Origin of the sequence: Cohnella xylanilytica (assembly GCF_014212175.1) — a bacterium.
GTDB classification, from domain to species: domain Bacteria; phylum Bacillota; class Bacilli; order Paenibacillales; family Paenibacillaceae; genus Cohnella; species Cohnella xylanilytica.
Genome location: NZ_JACJVR010000079.1, coordinates 148,376 through 167,946, shown reverse-complemented (window position 1 = coordinate 167,946; position 19,571 = coordinate 148,376). Strand labels below are relative to the sequence as shown.

The window sequence follows — 19,571 nt, the reverse complement described above, 5'->3', positions numbered from 1 at the left end:
GGTCGGGGTTGTAAATATAGCGGATCCGCCTTTCTCTTTTGGATCTTCTTGCATCCGCAGAAGAGAAGGTCATAGCAACAAAACATAACAATAAACAATAAAAAACGATTGACTAATAAAGGCAGGCAACAGATAATAGGGTCAGATTACGGATCCATTCGGAAAAGAGGGAAGACGATGGCCGACGTGAACGATTATCGACCGATAGAAGGAAAGCGTTATCTCGACGAAGCGCAGGATGACGCCTACGCCCGATCCTCGCTTCACGGGGATGCCCTGGTGGAGGCGGAGAGCCGGATGCCCGTCCGGGAAGCGGCCGCTCTGCCCGGGGATCGTCCCGTAGGACGCTTCGACCGGGAGGAGCTGCTCCTGTCCGGCGCCTGGCGCATGAAGGGCTGCGAACCGGCCGATCCGGGCTCCCCGGCTCCCTCGACCGGCTGGTTCGGCAGGCGGGGCCGCGAGAGCCCGGGGATGGCCGAAGGCTGGTACAAGCCGGGCTTCGACCGCGGCGGCTGGAGCGAGGTGACGGTTCCGACGACGGTGCAGAAGGCGCTTGCGGAGCTAGGCGAGCTGGCGGATCCTTATTGGAACGCCAACACGCTGGAGGAGCTGGAGGAGCACGGCGAGCCGAAGGAGCTGCCGCTCTGGTTCCGCCGGACGCGGGCCGAGCGGATGGATTGGTGGTTCGCGAAGACGTTCGAGGCGCCGCAGGCGTGGCGCGGCAGGAGGCTGACGATGCGGTTCGACGGCCTCGACTATTCGGGCACGGTATTCCTGAACGGGATGTCGCTCGGCCATCACAAGGGGATGTTCGGCGGCCCGGAGCTGGACGTCACGAATCTCGTCCGCTTCGACGGAGAGAACGAGCTCGTCGTGCGGATCGATCAGGCGCCGCAGTCGTGGAACGGCCTGCTGAAGGGAAGCCCGGGCTACGGCTGGCATTACGGGCACCTGATCTCGCAGGGCATCTGGAAGGACGTCCGGCTGCGGGCGGAGCCGGACGTCTCGGTCGCCGACGTCTATGTCGTCACGGCTTCGATCGCGGACAACGAGGCGCGGCTGCTCGTGGACTATTCGTTGAGAAGCCGGCTGCCGGACTTCGCGAAGGCCGCCGTTCGCGGGGAGATCCGCCGGGAAGGAAGCGGCGCGGAGGCCGCGGCCCTGCGCTTCCTCAGCGAAGTCGACATCGCGCCCGGGCTGAACAAGCTGCGCGCCGAGGTGGCGCTGCCGAACCCGGACCTGTGGTGGCCGATCGGCTACGGGGATCCCTCCCTGTACCGGCTGTCGCTTCAGGTCGGCGTCGGGGACGGGGAGCCGGCGGACGGCGAGTCCGTCGCGTTCGGGGTCCGGACGGTGGAGATGCGTCCGCTGGCCGATACGGCCGAAGAGACCGAGTACCGCTGGCAGTTCGTCGTGAACGGCGTTCCGATGTTCGTCAAGGGAGCGAACTGGTGTTGGACGGATCCGATGCTGGAGCAATCCGAGGCCAAGTACGAGCGGATGCTCGAGCTGGCCCGCCGCGGGAACGTGCAGATGCTGCGCGCCTGGGGAGGCGGCATCGTCGAGGACGACTGCTTCTACCGGCTGTGCGACGAGAAGGGCATTATGGTCTATCAGGAGTTCCCCTTCTGTTGGGGACCGATCGATTCTCCGCACACCGATCTCGGCGTCGTCGATCGCCAGGTGGCCGAGTCGGTGAAGCGGCTTCGTTCGCATCCGTCCCTCGTCATGTGGGGCGGGGGCAACGAGAACGGCCCGCACGGCGGAGCGGACGAGGGCCTGTTCCTCGTCGGCCGGCGGTGCCGCCAGCTCGATCCGTCGCGCCCGTTCCACCGGACGGACCCGTGGGGCGGGAGCGTGCACAACTGGCACGTCTATCACTTCGGGGAGCCGCTGGACGCGGCTACGCTGGGCATGCCGTCGGTGTTCTACGGCGAATTCGGCATCCCCAGCATGACGAACCGGTCGAGCTGCGTCCGCTACGTGCCGGAAGAGGAGCTCGCTTCGTGGCCTCCGACCGAGGAGAGCCGGGGGTGGCTGGCGCACTTCCACCAGTTCGGCCTGAAGGACGTCATCAAGGTGATGCGTTACGGCGCGTACGGCCCGATTCGCGGCTGGGACGATTACATTCTGTATTCGCAGACGGCGCAGGGCGATTCGATCCGGTTCACGGCGGACATGCAGCGGTCCCGGGCGGGGCGCTCGGCGACGGGGTTCTGGTATTACAAGTTTACGGACCTGTTCCCGGGCCATTCGTGGGCGGTCGTCGACTTCTACGGGACGCCCAAGCTGAGCTACTACCGGGCGCTGCAGGCGTGCCGGCCGCGCTCCGCGTTCGCGACGGCGGAGAAGCTGGACGGCTGGCGCGAGGGAGAGACGTTCGCGGCGGAGCTGCATGTCGCGAACGATACGCGGGAGCCGCTCGAGGGCGCCAGCGTCACCGCCGTCTTGTACGGCAGCGGGTTCGGAGTGCTGGGAGCGAAGCGGGTTGAAGGCTTGACGCTGGCAGCGAACGAGACTCGCGGACTCGGCCGGATCGAGGCGGCGCTTCCGTCCGCGGACGACATCCGCCCGTTCCTGCTCGCGGTGGCGCTTCGCGCCGCCGACGGCACGCTGCTGTCGGACCAGTGGTACTGGTTCAACGCGCAGCCGAAGCCGGAGGAGCTGGCGGCCTTCGAGAGGGCGCACGTTCACAACGACAACGAATATCCGGGCGAAGAGGCGGTCAAGGCGTTCGAGCTGTACGCGGGGCTGCCGGACGCCCCGCTGAGACGGCTGCCCGGGACGCGGCTGGAATGGCGGATCGAGCGCTCGGGCGAAGGCAGCGTCATCGCCATTCGCAATTCCGGCGACGTTCCGGCCGTGCGGGTGACGGTGGAGGGCTTCCCCGACGATTGGGATTGTTATCTGGAGGAGAACGACTTCGGCCTGTACCCGGGCGAAGAGCGGCGCATCGCCTTCGAAGCGGGGAGCCGGGCGCGGCTGGACGGGCTGCGAGTCGGCGCGTGGAACGCTCCGGCGACGGGCGCGGACGGGCGGTGAAGGACGGGGCTGACCCCGAGGGCCGAACCGCAAGGACCGAGCCGCAAGAGCCGGATTGCGAGAGGACCGGGTGGAAGCGTCCGGACTTGACGGAAGCCGAAGCCGGAATGCAGCCAGGGAAGGAACAAGGAGGGGGCGCCAATGACAGGGACGCCAAGAACACAATCGCCATCGGCCGGCGACCGGGCCGGATTCGCGGACGGGTCCGCCCGGTGGATCGCGAGGCCGGCGAAGGAGGCCCGCGAGTGGGACCGGGTCGCGCTGGAAGCGAAGGTCGCCGTGGAAGCGGGGGGCGCGAGCGTGCTGTTCGGCGTTCGGGACGAGCGGCATTATGCCGGCGTCGAGCTGAACGCGGCGGAGGGCTGCGTCGTTCTATTCGAGACGGAGGACGGCGTGCGCCGGGAGCGGGCCAGAGCGGAGGCGGAGGAGCTGAAGCCGCCGCCGCCTTGGACGGTCGCGGTGCGCATCGAGCAAGGCGAGGACGCGTGGAGCGTTCGCTTGAACGGCCGCCCGGCGCTGGCCGCCCCGGCCTCCGCCGGGCGGGCCGGAACGGTCGGCTTCGCGACGGGGCCGGGGCAGGCCGCCGTCTTCCGGGAGCTCCGCGTCTACGACGAGACCGGCCGGGCGTTGTACGTCAACCGGTTCTACGATCCGAGCGTCATCCAGTTCGGCGCCGGCCGGATCGACGGCTCCGGGAGCGGCCTGCGGCTGGACGAGGGCCAGCTGTCTCTGTGCGAAGCCCCGCTCGCCGCGGACAGCCCGCTCTTCCGCAAGAGCTTCGAAGCGGAAGGCGCCGTCGCGCGCGCCGTCGTTCGCGCCTACGCCATCGGCTGGTACGAGCTTCGCGTCAACGGGGCGAAAGCCGACGGCCGGGTGCTCGCGCCGGCCAACTCGCCGTACGAGCGGCGTCTGCTGTACGACGAGTACGACGTGACGCCCCTGATCCGGCGCGGCGGGAACGCGATCGGCCTGTGGCTCGGCAACGGGTATAACCTCAACTATTCCCGCTGGGGCTGGAAGTGGAAGCGGGACAAGGCGGTCCTTCTCGAGCTGGAGCTGCAGCTGGAGGACGGCTCCGTACGGCGGATCGTCACGGACGAGACGTGGCGGACGGCGGACAGCCCGCTGCTCCAGAACGACATCTACGACGGGGAGACGTTCGACGGACGAAGAGACCGGGAGCTGGCCGGCTGGGACACGTACGAATTCCAGGCGGACGGCTGGGCGCCGGCCGTCGAGGCCGTTCCGCCGGAGGGCCGGCTCGAGCCGAACGATCAGCCGCCCGTCGTCGCCTGGCCGCCGCTAGCGCCCGTCCGCGTTCTGCGCCCGCGCGAAGGGGTCCGGGTCTACGACTTCGGCCAGAATATCGCCGGGTGGGTCAGGATCCAGGCTCGCGGGCCGGCGGGCAGCCGGGTCGTCCTGAAGTACAGCGAGCTGATCGACGCGGAAGGGAATATCGATCCGTGGACGAACCGCAACGCCGCCGCGACGGACGTCTACGTCCTCGGAGGCTCGGGCGTCGAGTCGTACGAGCCGCGCTTCACGTACCACGGCTTCCGGTACGTCGAGGCGAGCGGGGACGCGGAGCTGCTGGAGGCGGCCGCGGTTCCGATTCACGCGGACGTCCGGGAGACCGGGCGGTTCGCCTGCTCCGACGGGCTGCTGACGCGCCTGCAGAGCAACATCCGCTGGTCCGTGCTGAACAACCTCGTCAGCATCCCGACCGACTGCTGCCAGCGCGACGAGAGGACGCCGTGCCTGATGGATTCGGCCGTCGTCGAGGAGGCGGCCATCCATAACTTCGGCATGCGCCTTTATTATCGCAAGTGGCTGGCCGACATCGAGGACAGCCTGTCCAACCCGGACTGGAGCGGGGACAAGGTGACGCTGCCTTGGCATCTGTACTGGTATTACGGGGATAAGGAGGCGCTGGAGCGGCATTACGAGGCGATGCGTTCCTACGTCGACTATCTGGCGGAGAAGTGGCCGGACGGCATCGTGACGGAAGGCTTCGGAGATTGGTGTCCGCCGAACGAAGACGGGTGGGACAACTACTTCGGCGAGGTCGCGATCGTCAACACGGCGTTGTATTACCGGCAAACGACGGTCGTCTCGCAGACGGCCGGCGCGCTCGGCTTGGCGGAGGACGAGGCCAAGTATGCGGAACGGGCCTCGAGAGTTCGGCTGGCCTTCCAAGAGCGGTTCTACCGGGGAGGCGGGGTTTACGGAAGCGGCTCGCAGACCGCCCAGCTCATGCCCCTCGCCTACGGCATGGTGCCGGATGGGGAGCGGGAAGCGGCCGCGGACCGGCTGGAGGCGGCGATCGCGGAGAAGGGCGGCCATCTGGACACGGGCATCTACGGAACCCGTTATCTGATGGACGTGCTGGCGGACAACGGCCGCATCGATCTGGCCTACGGGATTCTGAAGAAGGAAGAGTACCCGGGCTTCGGCTGGCAGATCGCGCAAGGGGCGACGACGCTGTGGGAGCAGTGGAGCTTCAAGGGCGGCATGCACTCGCACGACCACGCGATGTTCGGCGGGATCGGCGCGTCCTTCTACACCCGAATCGGCGGCATTCGGCCGCTGACGCCGGGCTACGGGCGGATCGAGATCCGGCCCTGCCCGCCGACCGGGCTGGAATGGGCGGAGGCCCGTCTCGACACCGTCAAGGGGACGGTCGTATCGGCGTGGCGGCGCGAAGCGGGACGCTTCAAGCTGGAGGTCGAGATTCCCGAGGGGACGACGGCCGTCGTCGCTCTGCCCGCGGGAGTTGACGGGGCGGAAGCGAAGGAGCGGGAGGTCGGTCCCGGGCGTCATTTTTTTCGAGGCATAGGATAGGCTTGGAGATTGGAAAAAAAAGAGAACCGAGAGAACCGCAGACCGTTCGGGTTTGCGGTTTTTTTTGGCTTTTCAATCGCAAATAACAATTGACTATACATTATACAATAAAATATGATAGTAAATGATAATAAATAATATTATTCAGCAAAGGCGGGATCTCATGGCACCCGATATCGTCAACGTGTGCGTCATCGGCGCGGGCCGAGCCGGCATGATTCATGCGGCCAACTTCCGCAAGAGCGTTCCCTACGCGAGGCTGGCGGCATTCGCCGATCCGAACCGGGAGGCGGCCGAGCAGGCGGCCCGGTCGCTCGAAGTCGACAAGGTCTATACCGATTACCGCGACGCCCTGGCGGACGAATCGATTCACGCCGTCGTCGTCGTGACTCCGACGGTCTATCACCGGGAGATCGTCGTCGCCGCGGCGGCCGCGGGCAAGCACGTGCTGTGCGAGAAGCCGATGGCGATGAACGAGGCGGAATGCAAGGAGATGATCGAAGCGTGCGAGAGGGGAGGCGTCAAGCTGCAGCTGGCGTTCATGCGCCGGTTCGACGAGAGCTTCCGGGACGCGAAGCGGCAGATCGAAGCCGGGGCGATCGGCGACGTCGTCATGGTCAAGTCGCTGACCCGGGGGCCCAGCACGCCGATGCCGTGGATGTACGACATTCGCAAGAGCAACGGCCCTCTCGCCGAGGTGAACAGCCACGATATCGACACGCTGCGGTGGTTCGCCGGCTCGGAGATCGCGGAGGTTCACGCGGCGGGAGGCAACTTCCGCTGCCCGGACATTCGGGAGGAGTTCCCGGACTTCTACGACACCGTCGCGATGACGGCCCGGTTCGCGGACGGCAAGCTCGGCAGCATCGACGGGGCGATGGGCGTCCAATACGGCTACGACAGCCGGGTGGAGATTCTCGGCACCGAGGGCGTCATCTATCTCGGGCAGACGCACGAGAGAACGATCGTCACCGCGCGCCGGGACAAGACGCTTCAGCGTCCGTTCATGAACAGCTGGCGTTCGCTGTTTAAAGAGGCTTATCTGGCGGAGGACTCCGACTTCATCGCCTGCATCCGCGAAGACCGGACGCCCGCGGTGACGGGATATGACGGCATGATGGCCGTCCGCATCGTCGAGGCGGGCAACGCTTCGCTCGCGCGAGGCGAGCTGGTGAGGCTGGCGGACTGAGGCTGGCGGAACGACGAGGCCGGAGGCATTGGGGATAAAACGCCGCAAAAAACCGGACGGCCCGAAGAGGCCGCCCGGCTTAAGCTCAGCCCGAGCACGGATACGGCTTCGCGCAACGCTTGATCTCGCCAGGGCATCGCAAGCTTTCGCGCAGCGCTTGATCCCGCCATGGCTTCGCGAGAATCGCGTATCGCTTGGGCCCGCTAGGCCTTCGCGATTTTCACGTCCACGCCCAGCTCCGTCAGCTCGTTCGCCACGGATTCTTCCACGCCCGAGTCGGTGATGAACGTATGAATCTCCCCGGCCGGCGCGAATTGCAGGAACGAGTTCTTGCCGATCTTGCTGCTGTCGCACAGGACGATCACCTGCGTGGCGACCTTCACCATGATCTTCTTGATCTCCGCCTGGTTGATGTCGGGCGTCGTGCAGCCCTTCTGCACGCTGAACGCGTTCGAGCCGAGGAACGCCTTGTCGACGTTGAGCTCCGACAGCAGGTTGTTGGCGAACGGGCCGACCGTGCAGTGGAGGTTCTTGCGCAGCGTTCCGCCGAGCACGATGACGTTGACGCCCTCGAACGGCTGCAGGCTCGTCGCGATGTTCAGGTCGTTGACGATGGCGGTGACGTTGCGCTTGTCGCGCAGCAGATTCGCCATCTCCAGCGTCGTCGTGCCGGCGTCGAGGATGATGATGTCGCCGTCTTCGACCATCGCCGCGGCCGCCTGGGCGATGAGCCGCTTCTCCGCCAGATGGCTGACGTTCTTCGAGACCGTATCGGCTTCGAAGCCGACCTTGGCGAAGTCGCTCGGGATGGCGCCGCCGTGCGTGCGCTTGATGAGGCCGGCGGCTTCCAGGTCCCGCAGGTCGCCGCGAATCGTCGCCGGGGACACCTTGAACCGTTCGATCAGGTCGGGAACGAGCACCTTCTTCCGTTCGTTGACCAGCTCGACGATGCGCGCTCTCCTCTCTTCCGCGAATAACACTTCCGTCGCTTTGTCGCTCATGATTCCGCTCCATTTTCAGATAAGATAAGGTTAAACAATTATATCATTTGTTATTGTTTTCTAACAATCTGCTAATGGACAACGATTTAAGCGTTGACATCGGTTCCTTCTCGGCCTATGATTCAGATATAACAGCAAATAACAATAAAGAATATAAAACAATGACAGGGTGACAACGATGATGATTGCGGCGCAAATGTACGGCATCAACGACGTGCGCGTGACGGAGCTGCCGAAGCCGTCCATCGCCGAGGGCGAGCTTCTGCTCCGGGTGAAGCGCGCCGGCATCTGCGGCACGGACCTGCGGATGATCGCGAACGGGTTCGCCGGCATCGGCCCGTCGTCGCCGCGAACGCTCGGCCACGAGATCGCGGGCGTCGTCGCCGAGGTCGGGAGCGCGGTCGCGGGCTACGCCGCCGGAGACCGGGTCGCCGTCGCCCCGAACATCGGCTGCGGCATCTGCGACGAGTGCGTGAAGGGCGACTATCATCTCTGCCCCGACTACCGGGCGCTCGGCGTGCAGCTCGACGGCGGCTTCGCCGAATACGTCGTCATTCCCGAAGCGGCGGTTAGGTTCGGCAACGTCGCCAAGCTGCCGGACGGCGTCACCTTCGACCAGGCGGCGCTGGCCGAACCGCTCGCCTGCGTGTACAACGGCCTGCAGGTATGCCCGGTCCGGCTCGGCGACGACGTGCTGATCGTCGGGGCCGGCACGATCGGCATCCTGTACGCCCAGCTGGCGAGGAGGGCCGGAGCGGGCCGCGTGTTCCTGGCGAACCGTTCGCCCGGCCGGCTCGAGCTGGCGAAGACGATCGACGGTTCGCTCGTCACGCTCGAGGCGGAGGGGCTTCGCGAGCGCATCCTGGAACGGACCGGCGGGAGAGGCGTCGACGTCTGCGTGACGGCCAACCCCTCGCCGGAGGCGCAGCGGCTGGCGGTCGAGGTGACGGCGACGAACGGGCGGATCAACTTTTTCGGCGGGCTGCCGAAGAGCGCGACGCCGACCTTGATCGATACGAACCGGATTCACTACAAACAGATTATGGCGACCGGCTCGACGAAGGCGAACAACCATCATTTTCGGAAAACCTTGCAATTCATCGCCAGCGGCCTGATCGACGCCGACAAGCTCGTGTCGAACCGGTTCCCGATCTCCGAATTCGGGCAGGCCGTGGCCGCCGCGTCGGGTTCGGTCGGCATCAAGACGCTGGTAACGTTCGATTGAGAGAGAGCGGGTGACTGGGCAAATGACGCAGTACATCGTGAGCGCCGATATCGGCACCCAAGGGACGAAGGCGGCGATCGTAAGCGAGAAGGGCGCCGTCGTCGCCTCGTCGTTCCGGCCTTCCCGTCTCATCCGGGGCGCGGGCGGCCGAGTCGAGCAGGATCCGGAGGAGATGCTCGTCTCCGTCGTCGAGAGCGTCCGGGAAGCGCTGGAGGCTTCCGGCGTCCCCGCCGGCCAGGTCGCGGCGATCGGACTGGACGGCCAGATGGCCGGCATTCTCGGCATCGACCGGGAGGGGAACGCCGTCACGCCGTACGACTCCTGGCTCGACACCCGCTGCGAGTCGGCGATGCCTCAGATCCGCGCCTGGGGAGAGGAAGCGGTTATCCGGATCACGGGAGCCCCCGTCACTTACGCGCACGGGCCGAAGAAGCTGTGGTGGAAGCGGGAGCGGCCCGACGTCTACAAGCGGATCGCCAAGTTCGTCGTGCCGAGCGCCTACGTCGCCGGCCGGCTGGCGGGGCTGACCGCGGACGAGGCCTTCGTCGACTACACGCACCTGCACTTCTCCGGCTTCGCGGACGTCGAAGCGATGCGCTGGTCGCCCGAGCTGACCGGAGCGTTCGGCCTGGATCCCGCCAAGCTGCCCGCCATCGTGCGGCCGTGGGACATCGTCGGCCGCTTGCGGGCGGACTACGCGGCGGCCGCCGGGCTCGCCGCCGGCACGCCGATCGTCGCGGGCTGCGGCGACACGGCGGCCGCTTCCTTCGGAGGCGGCCTCGTCCGGCCGGGCCAGCTGCTGGACATCGCCGGAACCGCTTCCGTGCTCGCCTGCTGCGTCGACCGGTACAACCCGGACGCCGAGACGAAGACGCTCCTCTTCGCGCGCTCGGTCGTCCCGGGGCTGTGGGCCCCGCTCGCGTACATCAACGGCGGCGGCGAATGCCTCGCGTGGTACCGCGCGCTGGTCAGCCCGGACGAGGCGGCGGCGCTCCCGTTCGACGAGCTGAACCGGATGGCCGAAGGCGTGGCGCCCGGCAGCGACGGCCTGCTGTTCGTGCCGCACTTCGGCGGCAGCGTCTGCCCGAACAACGCGGACCTGCGCGGGGCGTGGCTCGGCCTGAACTGGTCGCACGGCAAGGCGGCGATGTACCGGTCCATCCTCGAGTCGATCGCCTACGAGTATCGCTCGTACCTCGACATCCTGGAGCGGTTGGCCGGCGAGATTCCCTACCGCCAGGTCAACGCGGCGGGCGGCGGCGCGAAGAGCGCGCTGTTCAACCGGATCAAGGCCGACGTGCTCGGCATTCCGGTGCGGACGCTGCGCAGCGTCGATTCGGCCTTGACGGCGAACGCCGTCATCGCGGGGTACGGCGTCGGGCTGTTCGGCGACCTGGCCGCGACGGCGGAGTCGTTCCTGGCGTACGGCGACGTCTACGAGCCGGAGCCGGGAAGCCGCGAGCGGTACGCCGCCCCGGCGCGGCGCTACCGCCAAGCGGTCGACGCGCTGGCGGCCTTGTACGGGAACCTGAAGTAGGGCGGGAGCCGGAGGCTGCGCCGAAGCAGGCCGCCGGGTCCCTCCCATTCGCGCAATATCCCGTTTTCCGCCATCGTCGCCGCCGCAACCGAGAGGCATTTTTCATAGCCGTCATCATCCACTTATCCGAAAGGAACGACTGCCATGCCATACGAACCGAACGACCGGCCGACCTTCTACTTCATCGGCGTCACGACCGGCTCGTCTTCCATCATGAAGCTGTTCCCGCTGTGGGCCGAGGAGCTGGGGCTCGCCGGCGCCCGCATCAAGGGAATGGACCTGCCGATCCACGCCGACCCGGAGCGGTACCGGGAGGCGGTCTCGTTCATCAAGAACGACCCGAACGCGCTCGGCGCGCTCGTCACGACGCATAAGATCGACCTTTTCCGGGCCGCCCGCGGCCTGTTCGACGAACTCGACGGCTATGCCGTCCAATTCGAGGAGCTGTCCTCGATCTCCAAGGACGGCGGCCGCCTGCTCGGAGCGGCGAAGGACCCGATCTCCAGCGGCCTCGCCATGGAGGCGTTCATACCGGAGGGCCACTGGGCCCGCGGCGGCGAGGCGTTCCTCATGGGGGCCGGCGGCAGCGCGCTGGCGATCTGCTCGTATCTGACGCGGCCGGAGCATGGGGACAACGTCCCGTCCCGGATCGTCATCAGCAACCGCAGCCAGGCCCGGCTCGATTCCGCGCGCGAGCTGCTCGGCCGCCTCGACACGAAGACGCGGTTCGAATACCGGCTCTGCCCGGAACCGGCGGACAACGACGCGGTGCTGAGCGGGCTGCCGGAGTTCTCGCTCGTCGTGAACGCCACGGGCCTGGGCAAGGACCGCCCCGGCTCGCCGCTGACGAACGAGGCGAAGTTCCCCAAGGGAAGCCTCGTCTGGGAGCTGAACTACCGCGGCGATCTGCTGTTCCTTCAGCAAGCCGAAGCGCAGAAGGCGGAACGAGGCTTGCGCGTCGAGGACGGCTGGATTTACTTCCTTCACGGCTGGACCCAGGTGATCCAGGACGTGTTCCATCTCCGCATCGACCGGCCGACGTTCCTGCGGCTCGAGCGGATCGCGAAGGAGCTGCAACAGCAGGGACAGAATCGAAAGGAGGAAGCGAGATGAGCTTCGCCCCGAACCAAGCAAACCGCGCAACCCCCGCCAATCCCGCGAATCCCGATCCGTTCGCCGTCTACTTCAGCCTGAACAACGGCTTGTCCGACACGAAGCCTTCTCTCAAGCGTTATCTGACTCAGATGAAGGGGATGTACGCCGACGACGCGGCGACCGAGGCGCTGCTCGCGCAAGGCAATCCGCTGCTCTACGAATTCCACGAGCTCGGCATTACCGAGACCGCCGGCAACCTCGCCTTCGGCACGAGCATCGTCTACCCGGGCAAAGTCGGGGACGAGTACTACATGACCAAGGGGCACTTCCACACCGTTCTCGACACCGCGGAGGTGTACTACTGCATCGGAGGCCGCGGCCTCATGCTGATGGAGAACCCCGAGGGCGAATGGGACGCGCAGGAATTCTCCCCGGGCAAGGCCGTCTACGTGCCGGGACGGTACGCGCACCGCAGCGTCAACACCGGAACGGAGCCGCTCATTACGTTCTACGCGTTCCGGGCGGACGCCGGGCACGACTACGGAAGCATCGAGACGAAGGGGTTCCGGAAAATCGTCGTGGAACAAGGCGGCAAGCCGGCCATCGTCGACAATCCCAAGTGGGCGTAAGGAGGGATACGCGATGGGCATGAACGTGCTGGTCACGCCCCGATCCTTCGCCGCGCACAGCTCCGAGCCGCTCGATCTGCTGACCGAGGGGGGGCTGACGGTCGTGCGCAACCCGACGGGCCGCATCCTGGCCAAGGAAGAGATGATCGAGCGCATCGCCGATGCCGACGCCGTCATCGTCGGCGTCGATCCGCTCGACCGCGAGGTGCTGGAGCGGGCGCCGCGGCTGAAGGTCATTGCCAAATACGGCGTGGGCACCGACAATATCGATATCGGCTACGCGGCCGAGCGGGGCATCAAAGTGACGACGACGGCCGGGGCCAACACGGAAGCCGTGGCGGACTATACGTTCGCACTGCTGCTGGCGGCCGCGCGCCGCGTCGTGCCGATCGACCGCGCTTGCCGGGAAGGCGACTGGACGAAGCGGACCGCCGTCGACGCGAACGGCCGGACGCTGGGCCTTATCGGGCTCGGCCAGATCGGCAAGGCGGTCGTCCGGCGGGCGGGAGGCTTCGGCATGCGGGTGCTCGCCTACGACGCCGTCCGCGACGAGGCGTTCGCGGCGGCGAACGGCGTGACGTATGTGCCGGCCGTCAACGATCTTCTCCGGGAGGCGGACTTCGTCACCTTGCACGTGCCGCTGACGTCGGAGACTCGCCACATGATCGGGAAGCGGGAGTTCGGCCTCATGAAGCCGACGGCCGTTCTCGTCAACACGGCGCGGGGCGGCCTCATCGATGAAAGCGCTCTTCTGGAAGCGTTGGAGAGCGGGCGGATCTGGGGAGCGGGCATCGACGTGTTCGAGAAGGAGCCGCCGGACCGTCCCGGGCTGCTGGCGTCGGATCGGCTGGTCGTCGGGTCGCACTGCGCCGCCTCGACGATGCAGGCCGTCGACAAGATGGGGGTTATGGCCTCCCGGCAAGTTCTACAACATTTGAACGGGGTGGAGACGGGATGAAGCTGGGCATTCATGCATACGCTTGGTGCTCCCAATGGAGCAACGGCACGCTCGATCTGATCGACCGGGTGAAGCGCCTCGGGCTCGATTTTATCGAGATTCCGCTCATGACGCTGGACACGTTCGACGCGGCCGCCGTGAAGAAGCGGCTTGCGGACGCGGAGCTCGACGCCGTTACGTCGACGGTGCTGCTTCGCGGCACGGACATTACGAGTCCGGACCCGGCCATTCGCGCCAAGGGGATCGAATACCTGAAGGATTGCGCGCGCGCGACGGCGGAGATCGGCAAGACGAACCTCTCCGGCGTCGTCTACTCGGAGCACGTCAAGAACGCGAACGCCCGACCGACGGAGGACGAGTGGAACTGGGCGGCCGAGGGGCTGCGGGAAGCGGCCGTCTACGCGAGGGAACTCGGCGTGCAGATCGGGCTGGAGCCGGTCAACCGCTACGAGTCGAACCTGATCAACACGTGCGAGCAGGCGCTGCGGCTGAAGGCGATGATCGGGGAGCCGAACATCAAGATCCACCTCGACACCTACCATATGAACATCGAGGAGAAAAGCTTCTACGAAGCGACGAAGGCGGCCGGCGCCGACCTGATCCATTACCACATCTGCGAGAACGACCGCGGCATCCCGGGGACGGGGCTCGTGGATTGGGACGCGATATTCCGGGCGTTGGCCGAGCTGAACTATGCCGGGTACGCGGCGCTGGAGTCGTTCGTCGACGTGACCGACAACATGAACACGTGGGTATGGCGGCAGCTCGCCCCGAGCGGCGACGTGCTCGTCGCCGAAGGCGTCCGCTTCATCCGCGGCAAGATGGCCGAGTACGGTCTCGGTTGATCGCGATCCGGTCAGGAGCGGCTCGGCATCGGAGACAAATAGAGCGGAGGAGAGAGAACAGTGGCGGATCTGGCGCATCGCTATGAGAACGGATTCCCCAAGATCGGCATCCGGCCGATCATCGACCGCCGCAAGCTGGTGAAGGCGGCGACGAAGGAGATGACGATGGAGCTGGCGCGGGAGGCCGCGCGGCTGCTGTCGGAGACGCTGCGGTATCCCGACGGGTCGCCGGTGGAGTGCGTCGTGAACGACGTCTGCATCTCGGGCCTGAAGGAGGCCGCGCAATGCGCGGACCGCTTCGCGAAGGAAGGAGTCGGCGTGCTGGTCACCGTCGCGTCCGGCTGGTGCTACCCGCTGGAGACGATGGAGACGAATAAGCAGCTGCCGCACGCGGTGTGGGGCTTCAACGGCACCGAACGGCCGGGAGCCGTCTACATGGGCGCGCTGCATGCCGCCCACAACCAGAAGGGCTTGCCGGTGTTCAAGATCTACGGCCGCCACGTGCAGGACATGGACGACCGCACGATTCCGGACGACGTGCAGGCGAAGCTGCTGCAGTTCGCCCGGGCGGGCCTCGCGGCCGCGCTGCTGCGCGGCAAGTCGTACCTGTCGATCGGCTCGGTGTCGATGGGCATCGCGGGCTGCATCGTGGACGACTCGTTCTACCGGCGCTACCTCGGCATGAAGAACGCCTACGTCGACATGACCGAGGTGACGAGGCGCATCGAACGCGGCATCTACGATCCCGAGGAGTTCCGGACCGCTCTCGCCTGGGTGCGCGAGAAGTGCCGCATCGGCCCCGATCCGAACCCGGCGGAGCTCGTCATTCCGGACGAGCGGAAGGAGCGGAACTGGGAGACGGTCGTCAAGATGGCGCTGATCGTCCGCGACCTGATGGTCGGCAATCCGAAGCTGGCCGAGATGGGGCACGAGGAGGAGGCGTACGGCTACAACGCGATCGCGTCCGGGTTCCAGGGCCAGCGGGAGTGGACGGACCACTTCCCGAGCGCGGACTTCCTGGAGGCGGTGCTGAACAGCTCGTTCGACTGGAACGGAGCCCGCGAGCCGTACATCGTCGCGACGGAGAACGACAACCTGAACGCGGCGACGATGCTGTTCCAGCATTACCTGACGAACACGGCGCAGATCTTCGCCGACGTCCGAGCGTATTGGAGCCCGGAGGCGGTGGAGCGGGCGACCGGCCATCGGCTCGAAGGGCGGGCGGCGGGCGGCGTCCTGCACCTGATCAACTCCGGCCCGGCCGCGCTGGACGGCACCGGGGAGATGATGCGGGACGGCGAGCCGGCGCTGAAGCCGCATTGGGAGATCGCGGACGAGGAGATCGACCGCTGCCTCGCCGCGACGTCCTGGCGGCCGACGTACATGGATCAATTCGCCGGGGGCGGCCATTCGACCGACTACCTGACGCGGGGCGGGATGCCGGTTACGATGGCTCGCATCAACCTCGTCGAAGGGCTCGGGCCGGTGCTGCAGCTGGCCGAAGGGCATACCGTCGAGCTGCCGGAAGCGGTTCACGCCCAGCTGGACGAGCGGACGACGCCGACGTGGCCGACGACCTGGTTCGCGCCGAACCTCGTGCCCGGCGACCCCGCGTTCGACGACGTCTACGCGGTCATGGAGAACTGGGGCTCGAACCACTGCGTCGTCAGCTACGGCCATATCGGCGCCGATCTCATCACGCTGGCGAGCATTCTCCGCATTCCGGTCAACATGCACAACGTCGGTGCGAAGCGCCTGTTCCGTCCGAGCTCGTGGAGCGCGTTCGGCACGAAGGACCCGGAGGGCGCCGACTTCCGAGCCTGCGCCGCCTACGGTCCTCTGTACGGCTGATCGCCCGACCCTGACTGCCAGACCGCTTCCGGCGAAGCGGTCTGGTTCTTCGGAATGCCCAAAAAAGGACGGAGGAGACAAATATGGCAAGCAAGACACCGCCGCCGAGAGGACTGGCGAATCTGGAGCGATTCGATCTGCTGCCGGCGCTTCGGGACGGCGTTCAGGTCAGATACGAGGGCAGCATCGACAAGCAGGGCTTCAACGCGGATTGGGATTGGTGGCTGTACCGGGAAGGGCGCGAATGGGTCATCTTCGACGTCGACGGTCCCGGCTGCATTTACAACTTCGTGCAGCATCGCTACCCGGAGAGCGAGGAGCCGACGTTCCGCTTCTACTTCGACGGCGAGGAGACGCCTCGCTTCGAGATCAAGCCTTCGGAGTTCGGCACGAAGCCGCCGTTCGTAAGGCCGCTCGCGGACGCGTATCTCGGCCCCGAGGACAACGGGCGCGGGCCGATCCGCGTCGTGCGCAGCTTCGTGCCGATGCCGTACGCCAAGTCGTGCCGCATCACGACGGACCTCCGGCTGAAGGGTCCGAACAAGGGCGACGGAGGGTGGGGCCACGTCGTTTGCCACTCGTACGCGGACGCGGATGGGATCGAGACGTTCACCGGCCGGGAGCCGTACGGCCGCGTGCTGGAGAGGTGGAGCCGGGTCGGCGAGGACCCGAAGCCGGCGCCCGCGAAGCCGTACGAAGCCGCGGTTCTCCGCGGGCTGACGATCGCGCCGGGCGAGTCCGTCCTCGCGCTGGACGAACGCGGCGCGGGCTGCGTGGCCGCCATTCTGGCGGAGCCGGAGCCGGAATCGGAACCAAGCGCGGGCGGCGAAGGCTGGCTCGGGCAGCTGTGGGTCCGCGCGGCGTGGGACGGGCACGAGAAGCCGGACGTGGAGTGTCCGGCGGGCGTTTTTTTCGCGAACGAGCTCGGGTACAACCCCGTCGGGGTGCTGTCGCACGGCCGGCGGGCCGACGGAAGCTGCTACAACTACTTCCCGATGCCGTACTGGCGCGGCGCCCGCATCGAGCTGATCAACCGGGGGACCGAGCCCGTCCGGTTCGCCCGGTGGGAGACGCGATACTCGAAGGCGGATCCGGATTCGCCGCCGTACGCCGAAGGGCAAGCGGGCTACTTCCGGTCGTCCGCCTACTACGGGCCGAAGGCGACGCCGGGAGCGGACAGCCTCATCGGCCGCATCGAAGGAAGAGGCCACCTCGTGGCCGGCCACGTAACGGCTTGGGCCCGCAAGCCGAACGTCATCAGCTGCGAGGGCGACGTTCGCGTGCGCATCGACGGCAACGCCACGCCCCAGGTCGAGAGCGACGGCTCCGAGAGCTGGGTGTGCTACGGGTGGGGCTTCCCGACGCCGCCCGAGACGAACCCGTCCAGCGCGTACGACGGGCTGCCGGACAACCCTTGGTCGATGGTCCGGCTGTGCGGGGGAGACTGGTATCCTTTCGAACGGGAGCTCGTCTTCGGCATCGAGTCGGGAGAGTACAACAACCAGTACCTGAGGCATTCCGGCGTTCTGTTCTATTACGGCGTCGACGGGCCGGGGATGGTTCTGACCGACGAGCTCGACGTCGGCAACAAGGCGTCCGAGGGCGCGCACGTCTACCGGACGGCCGGCAGCCGGGGGTATTATACGCTGGAGAGCGAATACGAGGACGGCACCGGGCGCGTGCTGCGCGATACCGGGCACGAGACCGAAGGCAGCAGCGAGTTCGTGGTATCGGTCGACCCGCGCAACCGGGGCGTCCGTCTCCGCCGGAGATCCGACCAGGCGACCGGGCGGCAGCGGGCGAACGTCTACGTGGACGGCGTCCGGGTGAAGGAGCGAAGCTGGTACTACGCCGACCGCAATCCGTATAAGCGCTGGCTGGAGGACGAATTCGACATTCCGGCCGCTTACACGGCGGGCAAGACGGATCTCGCGATCCGGCTCGAGTACGTGCAGGAAGGCGAGACGCGGGCTTGGAACGAATTCTATTATTGGGTCTTCTCTCTCGTATAACGCCGGTTAGGGGGACAAGGAGAGGGAATTCGCCGAACGGAGGGAACCCGATGGAGCGCAAGACAAGGGCGGGCGCGGACGCGGGAAGGGCGATCGGCGGCGCGGGAAGGACGGGCGATGGCGCCGGCAAGGCGAGCAAGAGCGCGGAAGGCGGCTTCATCCGCACGGTGCGCGGCGATATTCCGCCGGAGAAGCTCGGCTTCTGCCACAGCCACGAGCATCTGTTCCTCGCCCCCGGCCATCCGCAGACGGTGAACGCGGATCTGCGCATCGACGACTACGAGCTTACGCTCCGCGAGCTGCGGGAGTTCCGCGACGCCGGCGGCCGGGCGGTCGTCGACGCCCAACCTCTCGGCTGCGGCCGGATGGAGGCGGAGCTGGCGCTCGTCTCCGCCGAGGCGGACGTGCACGCGGTCGCTTCCACGGGCTTCCACAAGCTCGCGTTCTACCCGCCGGACCACTGGATTCGGCGTCTGGGCGAGGAGGAGCTGACGCGGCTGTTCGTCGGCGAGCTGGAAGAAGGCATGCTCGCGGGCACCGACCGGCTGGAGCCGGAAGCGGCATCCCGCGTCGACGCCCGGGCCGGCCTTATCAAGACGGCGGTCGACGCCGAGCGGATGGCGGACCCCGACAAGCGGTGGTTCGCGGCGGCGGCCGGCGCCTCGCTGGCGACGGGCGCTCCGATCATGTGCCATACGGAGAGCCCGGAGCAGGCGCGCTGGCTGTTCGGCTTCTACCGGGAGCGGGGCGTGCCGGCCGAGGCGATCATTCTGTGCCATCTGGACCGGAAGCTGGACGATCCGAAGGCGCATCTCGAGCTCGCCGGCGAAGGCGCGTACCTCGAGTACGACACGATCGGCCGTTACAAATACCACAGCGACGAGGCCGAGGCCGAATGGATCGCCCGGATGCTGGCCGCGGGGCTCGAGGACCGGCTGCTGCTCGGGCTCGATACGACGCGCGCCCGTCTGGCGGCCTACGGCGGAACGCCGGGCCTGACGCATCTCGCGGAGCGGTTCCTGCCGCTGCTCGCGCGCGCCGGAGCGGACGAGGCCCAGCTTCGCAAGCTGATGCGGCGCAATCCGGCCCGGGCGTTCGCGTTCCGCTCCTAGCCGCGTTTAACCGCATTTAGCCGCATTTCACCGCGCTTAGCTGCAATAGCTGCAATAGCTGCAATAGCTGCAATTAGCCGCATTCAGCCGACTCAAGCCGCTCTTGGCCGCCTTTAGAGCGGCTTCATTTTTCGGATACAAGGCCCGCCGTTCTTGTGTTATGCTTAGGCTATCATAAACTGTTGTTTGTTGTTGGATGCTATTGGATATAAAGGCGTACGAAGCGGAGGTGTT

The 19,571-nt window shown here is 66.7% G+C and carries 13 protein-coding genes; 12 read left to right on the top strand and 1 reads right to left on the bottom strand.

Translation table 11 applies throughout. From position 1 onward, the window contains the following. The first annotated feature begins 177 nt into the window (after positions 1–177). The 3 genes from H7B90_RS20860 (at position 178) to H7B90_RS20850 (ending at position 7,072) form a co-directional block, all read left to right on the top strand. Positions 178–3,042 (top strand): glycoside hydrolase family 2 protein, encoded by a 2,865-nt coding sequence (locus H7B90_RS20860; protein WP_185137823.1) that lies wholly within the window; start codon positions 178–180, stop codon positions 3,040–3,042. Positions 3,043–3,183: 141 nt separating this feature from the next. Then, a complete protein-coding gene (locus tag H7B90_RS20855) occupies positions 3,184–5,883 on the top strand; it encodes a family 78 glycoside hydrolase catalytic domain (protein ID WP_185137822.1) in 2,700 nt (899 codons plus the stop codon). A 163-nt stretch (positions 5,884–6,046) separates the two neighbouring features. Next, on the top strand, positions 6,047–7,072 hold the full coding sequence (locus H7B90_RS20850; RefSeq protein ID WP_185137821.1) for a Gfo/Idh/MocA family oxidoreductase: 1,026 nt from the start codon (positions 6,047–6,049) through the stop codon (positions 7,070–7,072). A 203-nt stretch (positions 7,073–7,275) separates the two neighbouring features. On the opposite strand, the gene H7B90_RS20845 is transcribed toward H7B90_RS20850, so the two are convergent. Then, positions 7,276–8,073 carry a DeoR/GlpR family DNA-binding transcription regulator gene (locus tag H7B90_RS20845; protein ID WP_185137820.1) on the bottom strand — a complete coding sequence of 266 codons (798 nt, stop codon included), beginning with the start codon at positions 8,071–8,073 and terminating at the stop codon, positions 7,276–7,278. A gap of 181 nt (positions 8,074–8,254) precedes the next feature. Between H7B90_RS20845 and H7B90_RS20840 the strand changes: the two genes are divergently transcribed. The 9 genes from H7B90_RS20840 (at position 8,255) to H7B90_RS20800 (ending at position 19,337) form a co-directional block, all read left to right on the top strand. Beyond that, positions 8,255–9,298 (top strand): alcohol dehydrogenase catalytic domain-containing protein, encoded by a 1,044-nt coding sequence (locus tag H7B90_RS20840; protein WP_246578687.1) that lies wholly within the window; start codon positions 8,255–8,257, stop codon positions 9,296–9,298. 22 nt (positions 9,299–9,320) lie between these two features. Then, positions 9,321–10,835 carry a xylulokinase gene (locus H7B90_RS20835; RefSeq protein WP_185137818.1) on the top strand — a complete coding sequence of 505 codons (1,515 nt, stop codon included), beginning with the start codon at positions 9,321–9,323 and terminating at the stop codon, positions 10,833–10,835. Positions 10,836–10,979: 144 nt separating this feature from the next. Further along, the gene (locus H7B90_RS20830; RefSeq protein ID WP_185137817.1) at positions 10,980–11,948 is read left to right on the top strand and encodes a shikimate dehydrogenase family protein; all 969 of its coding nucleotides are present in this window, start codon (positions 10,980–10,982) and stop codon (positions 11,946–11,948) included. Continuing rightward, positions 11,945–12,559 carry a glucose-6-phosphate isomerase gene (locus H7B90_RS20825; protein ID WP_185137816.1) on the top strand — a complete coding sequence of 205 codons (615 nt, stop codon included), beginning with the start codon at positions 11,945–11,947 and terminating at the stop codon, positions 12,557–12,559. The genes H7B90_RS20830 and H7B90_RS20825 overlap by 4 nt, the downstream gene beginning before the upstream one ends. Positions 12,560–12,572: 13 nt before the next feature. Then, on the top strand, positions 12,573–13,517 hold the full coding sequence (locus tag H7B90_RS20820) for a phosphoglycerate dehydrogenase (RefSeq protein ID WP_221482111.1): 945 nt from the start codon (positions 12,573–12,575) through the stop codon (positions 13,515–13,517). Beyond that, positions 13,514–14,362 (top strand): sugar phosphate isomerase/epimerase family protein, encoded by an 849-nt coding sequence (locus H7B90_RS20815; protein ID WP_185137815.1) that lies wholly within the window; start codon positions 13,514–13,516, stop codon positions 14,360–14,362. Before H7B90_RS20820 ends, H7B90_RS20815 begins: the two co-directional genes overlap by 4 nt. A gap of 60 nt (positions 14,363–14,422) precedes the next feature. Then, entirely contained in the window at positions 14,423–16,213 is a 1,791-nt protein-coding gene (locus H7B90_RS20810; RefSeq protein ID WP_185137814.1) for an L-fucose isomerase, read from the top strand. An 83-nt stretch (positions 16,214–16,296) separates the two neighbouring features. Beyond that, positions 16,297–18,225 carry a DUF2961 domain-containing protein gene (locus H7B90_RS20805; RefSeq protein WP_185137813.1) on the top strand — a complete coding sequence of 643 codons (1,929 nt, stop codon included), beginning with the start codon at positions 16,297–16,299 and terminating at the stop codon, positions 18,223–18,225. A gap of 50 nt (positions 18,226–18,275) precedes the next feature. Continuing rightward, positions 18,276–19,337 carry a phosphotriesterase family protein gene (locus H7B90_RS20800; RefSeq protein WP_185137812.1) on the top strand — a complete coding sequence of 354 codons (1,062 nt, stop codon included), beginning with the start codon at positions 18,276–18,278 and terminating at the stop codon, positions 19,335–19,337. The last annotated feature ends 234 nt before the right edge of the window (positions 19,338–19,571 follow it).

What these genes read in the sequence shown, in the direction of transcription:
- H7B90_RS20860 (WP_185137823.1), top strand. Translation starts at nt 178, where the DNA reads ATGGCCGACGTGAACGATTATCGACCGATAGAAGGAAAGCGTTATCTC.
- H7B90_RS20855 (WP_185137822.1), top strand. Translation starts at nt 3,184, where the DNA reads ATGACAGGGACGCCAAGAACACAATCGCCATCGGCCGGCGACCGGGCC.
- H7B90_RS20850 (WP_185137821.1), top strand. Translation starts at nt 6,047, where the DNA reads ATGGCACCCGATATCGTCAACGTGTGCGTCATCGGCGCGGGCCGAGCC.
- H7B90_RS20845 (WP_185137820.1), bottom strand. Translation starts at nt 8,073, where the DNA reads ATGAGCGACAAAGCGACGGAAGTGTTATTCGCGGAAGAGAGGAGAGCG.
- H7B90_RS20840 (WP_246578687.1), top strand. Translation starts at nt 8,255, where the DNA reads ATGATTGCGGCGCAAATGTACGGCATCAACGACGTGCGCGTGACGGAG.
- H7B90_RS20835 (WP_185137818.1), top strand. Translation starts at nt 9,321, where the DNA reads ATGACGCAGTACATCGTGAGCGCCGATATCGGCACCCAAGGGACGAAG.
- H7B90_RS20830 (WP_185137817.1), top strand. Translation starts at nt 10,980, where the DNA reads ATGCCATACGAACCGAACGACCGGCCGACCTTCTACTTCATCGGCGTC.
- H7B90_RS20825 (WP_185137816.1), top strand. Translation starts at nt 11,945, where the DNA reads ATGAGCTTCGCCCCGAACCAAGCAAACCGCGCAACCCCCGCCAATCCC.
- H7B90_RS20820 (WP_221482111.1), top strand. Translation starts at nt 12,573, where the DNA reads ATGGGCATGAACGTGCTGGTCACGCCCCGATCCTTCGCCGCGCACAGC.
- H7B90_RS20815 (WP_185137815.1), top strand. Translation starts at nt 13,514, where the DNA reads ATGAAGCTGGGCATTCATGCATACGCTTGGTGCTCCCAATGGAGCAAC.
- H7B90_RS20805 (WP_185137813.1), top strand. Translation starts at nt 16,297, where the DNA reads ATGGCAAGCAAGACACCGCCGCCGAGAGGACTGGCGAATCTGGAGCGA.
- H7B90_RS20800 (WP_185137812.1), top strand. Translation starts at nt 18,276, where the DNA reads ATGGAGCGCAAGACAAGGGCGGGCGCGGACGCGGGAAGGGCGATCGGC.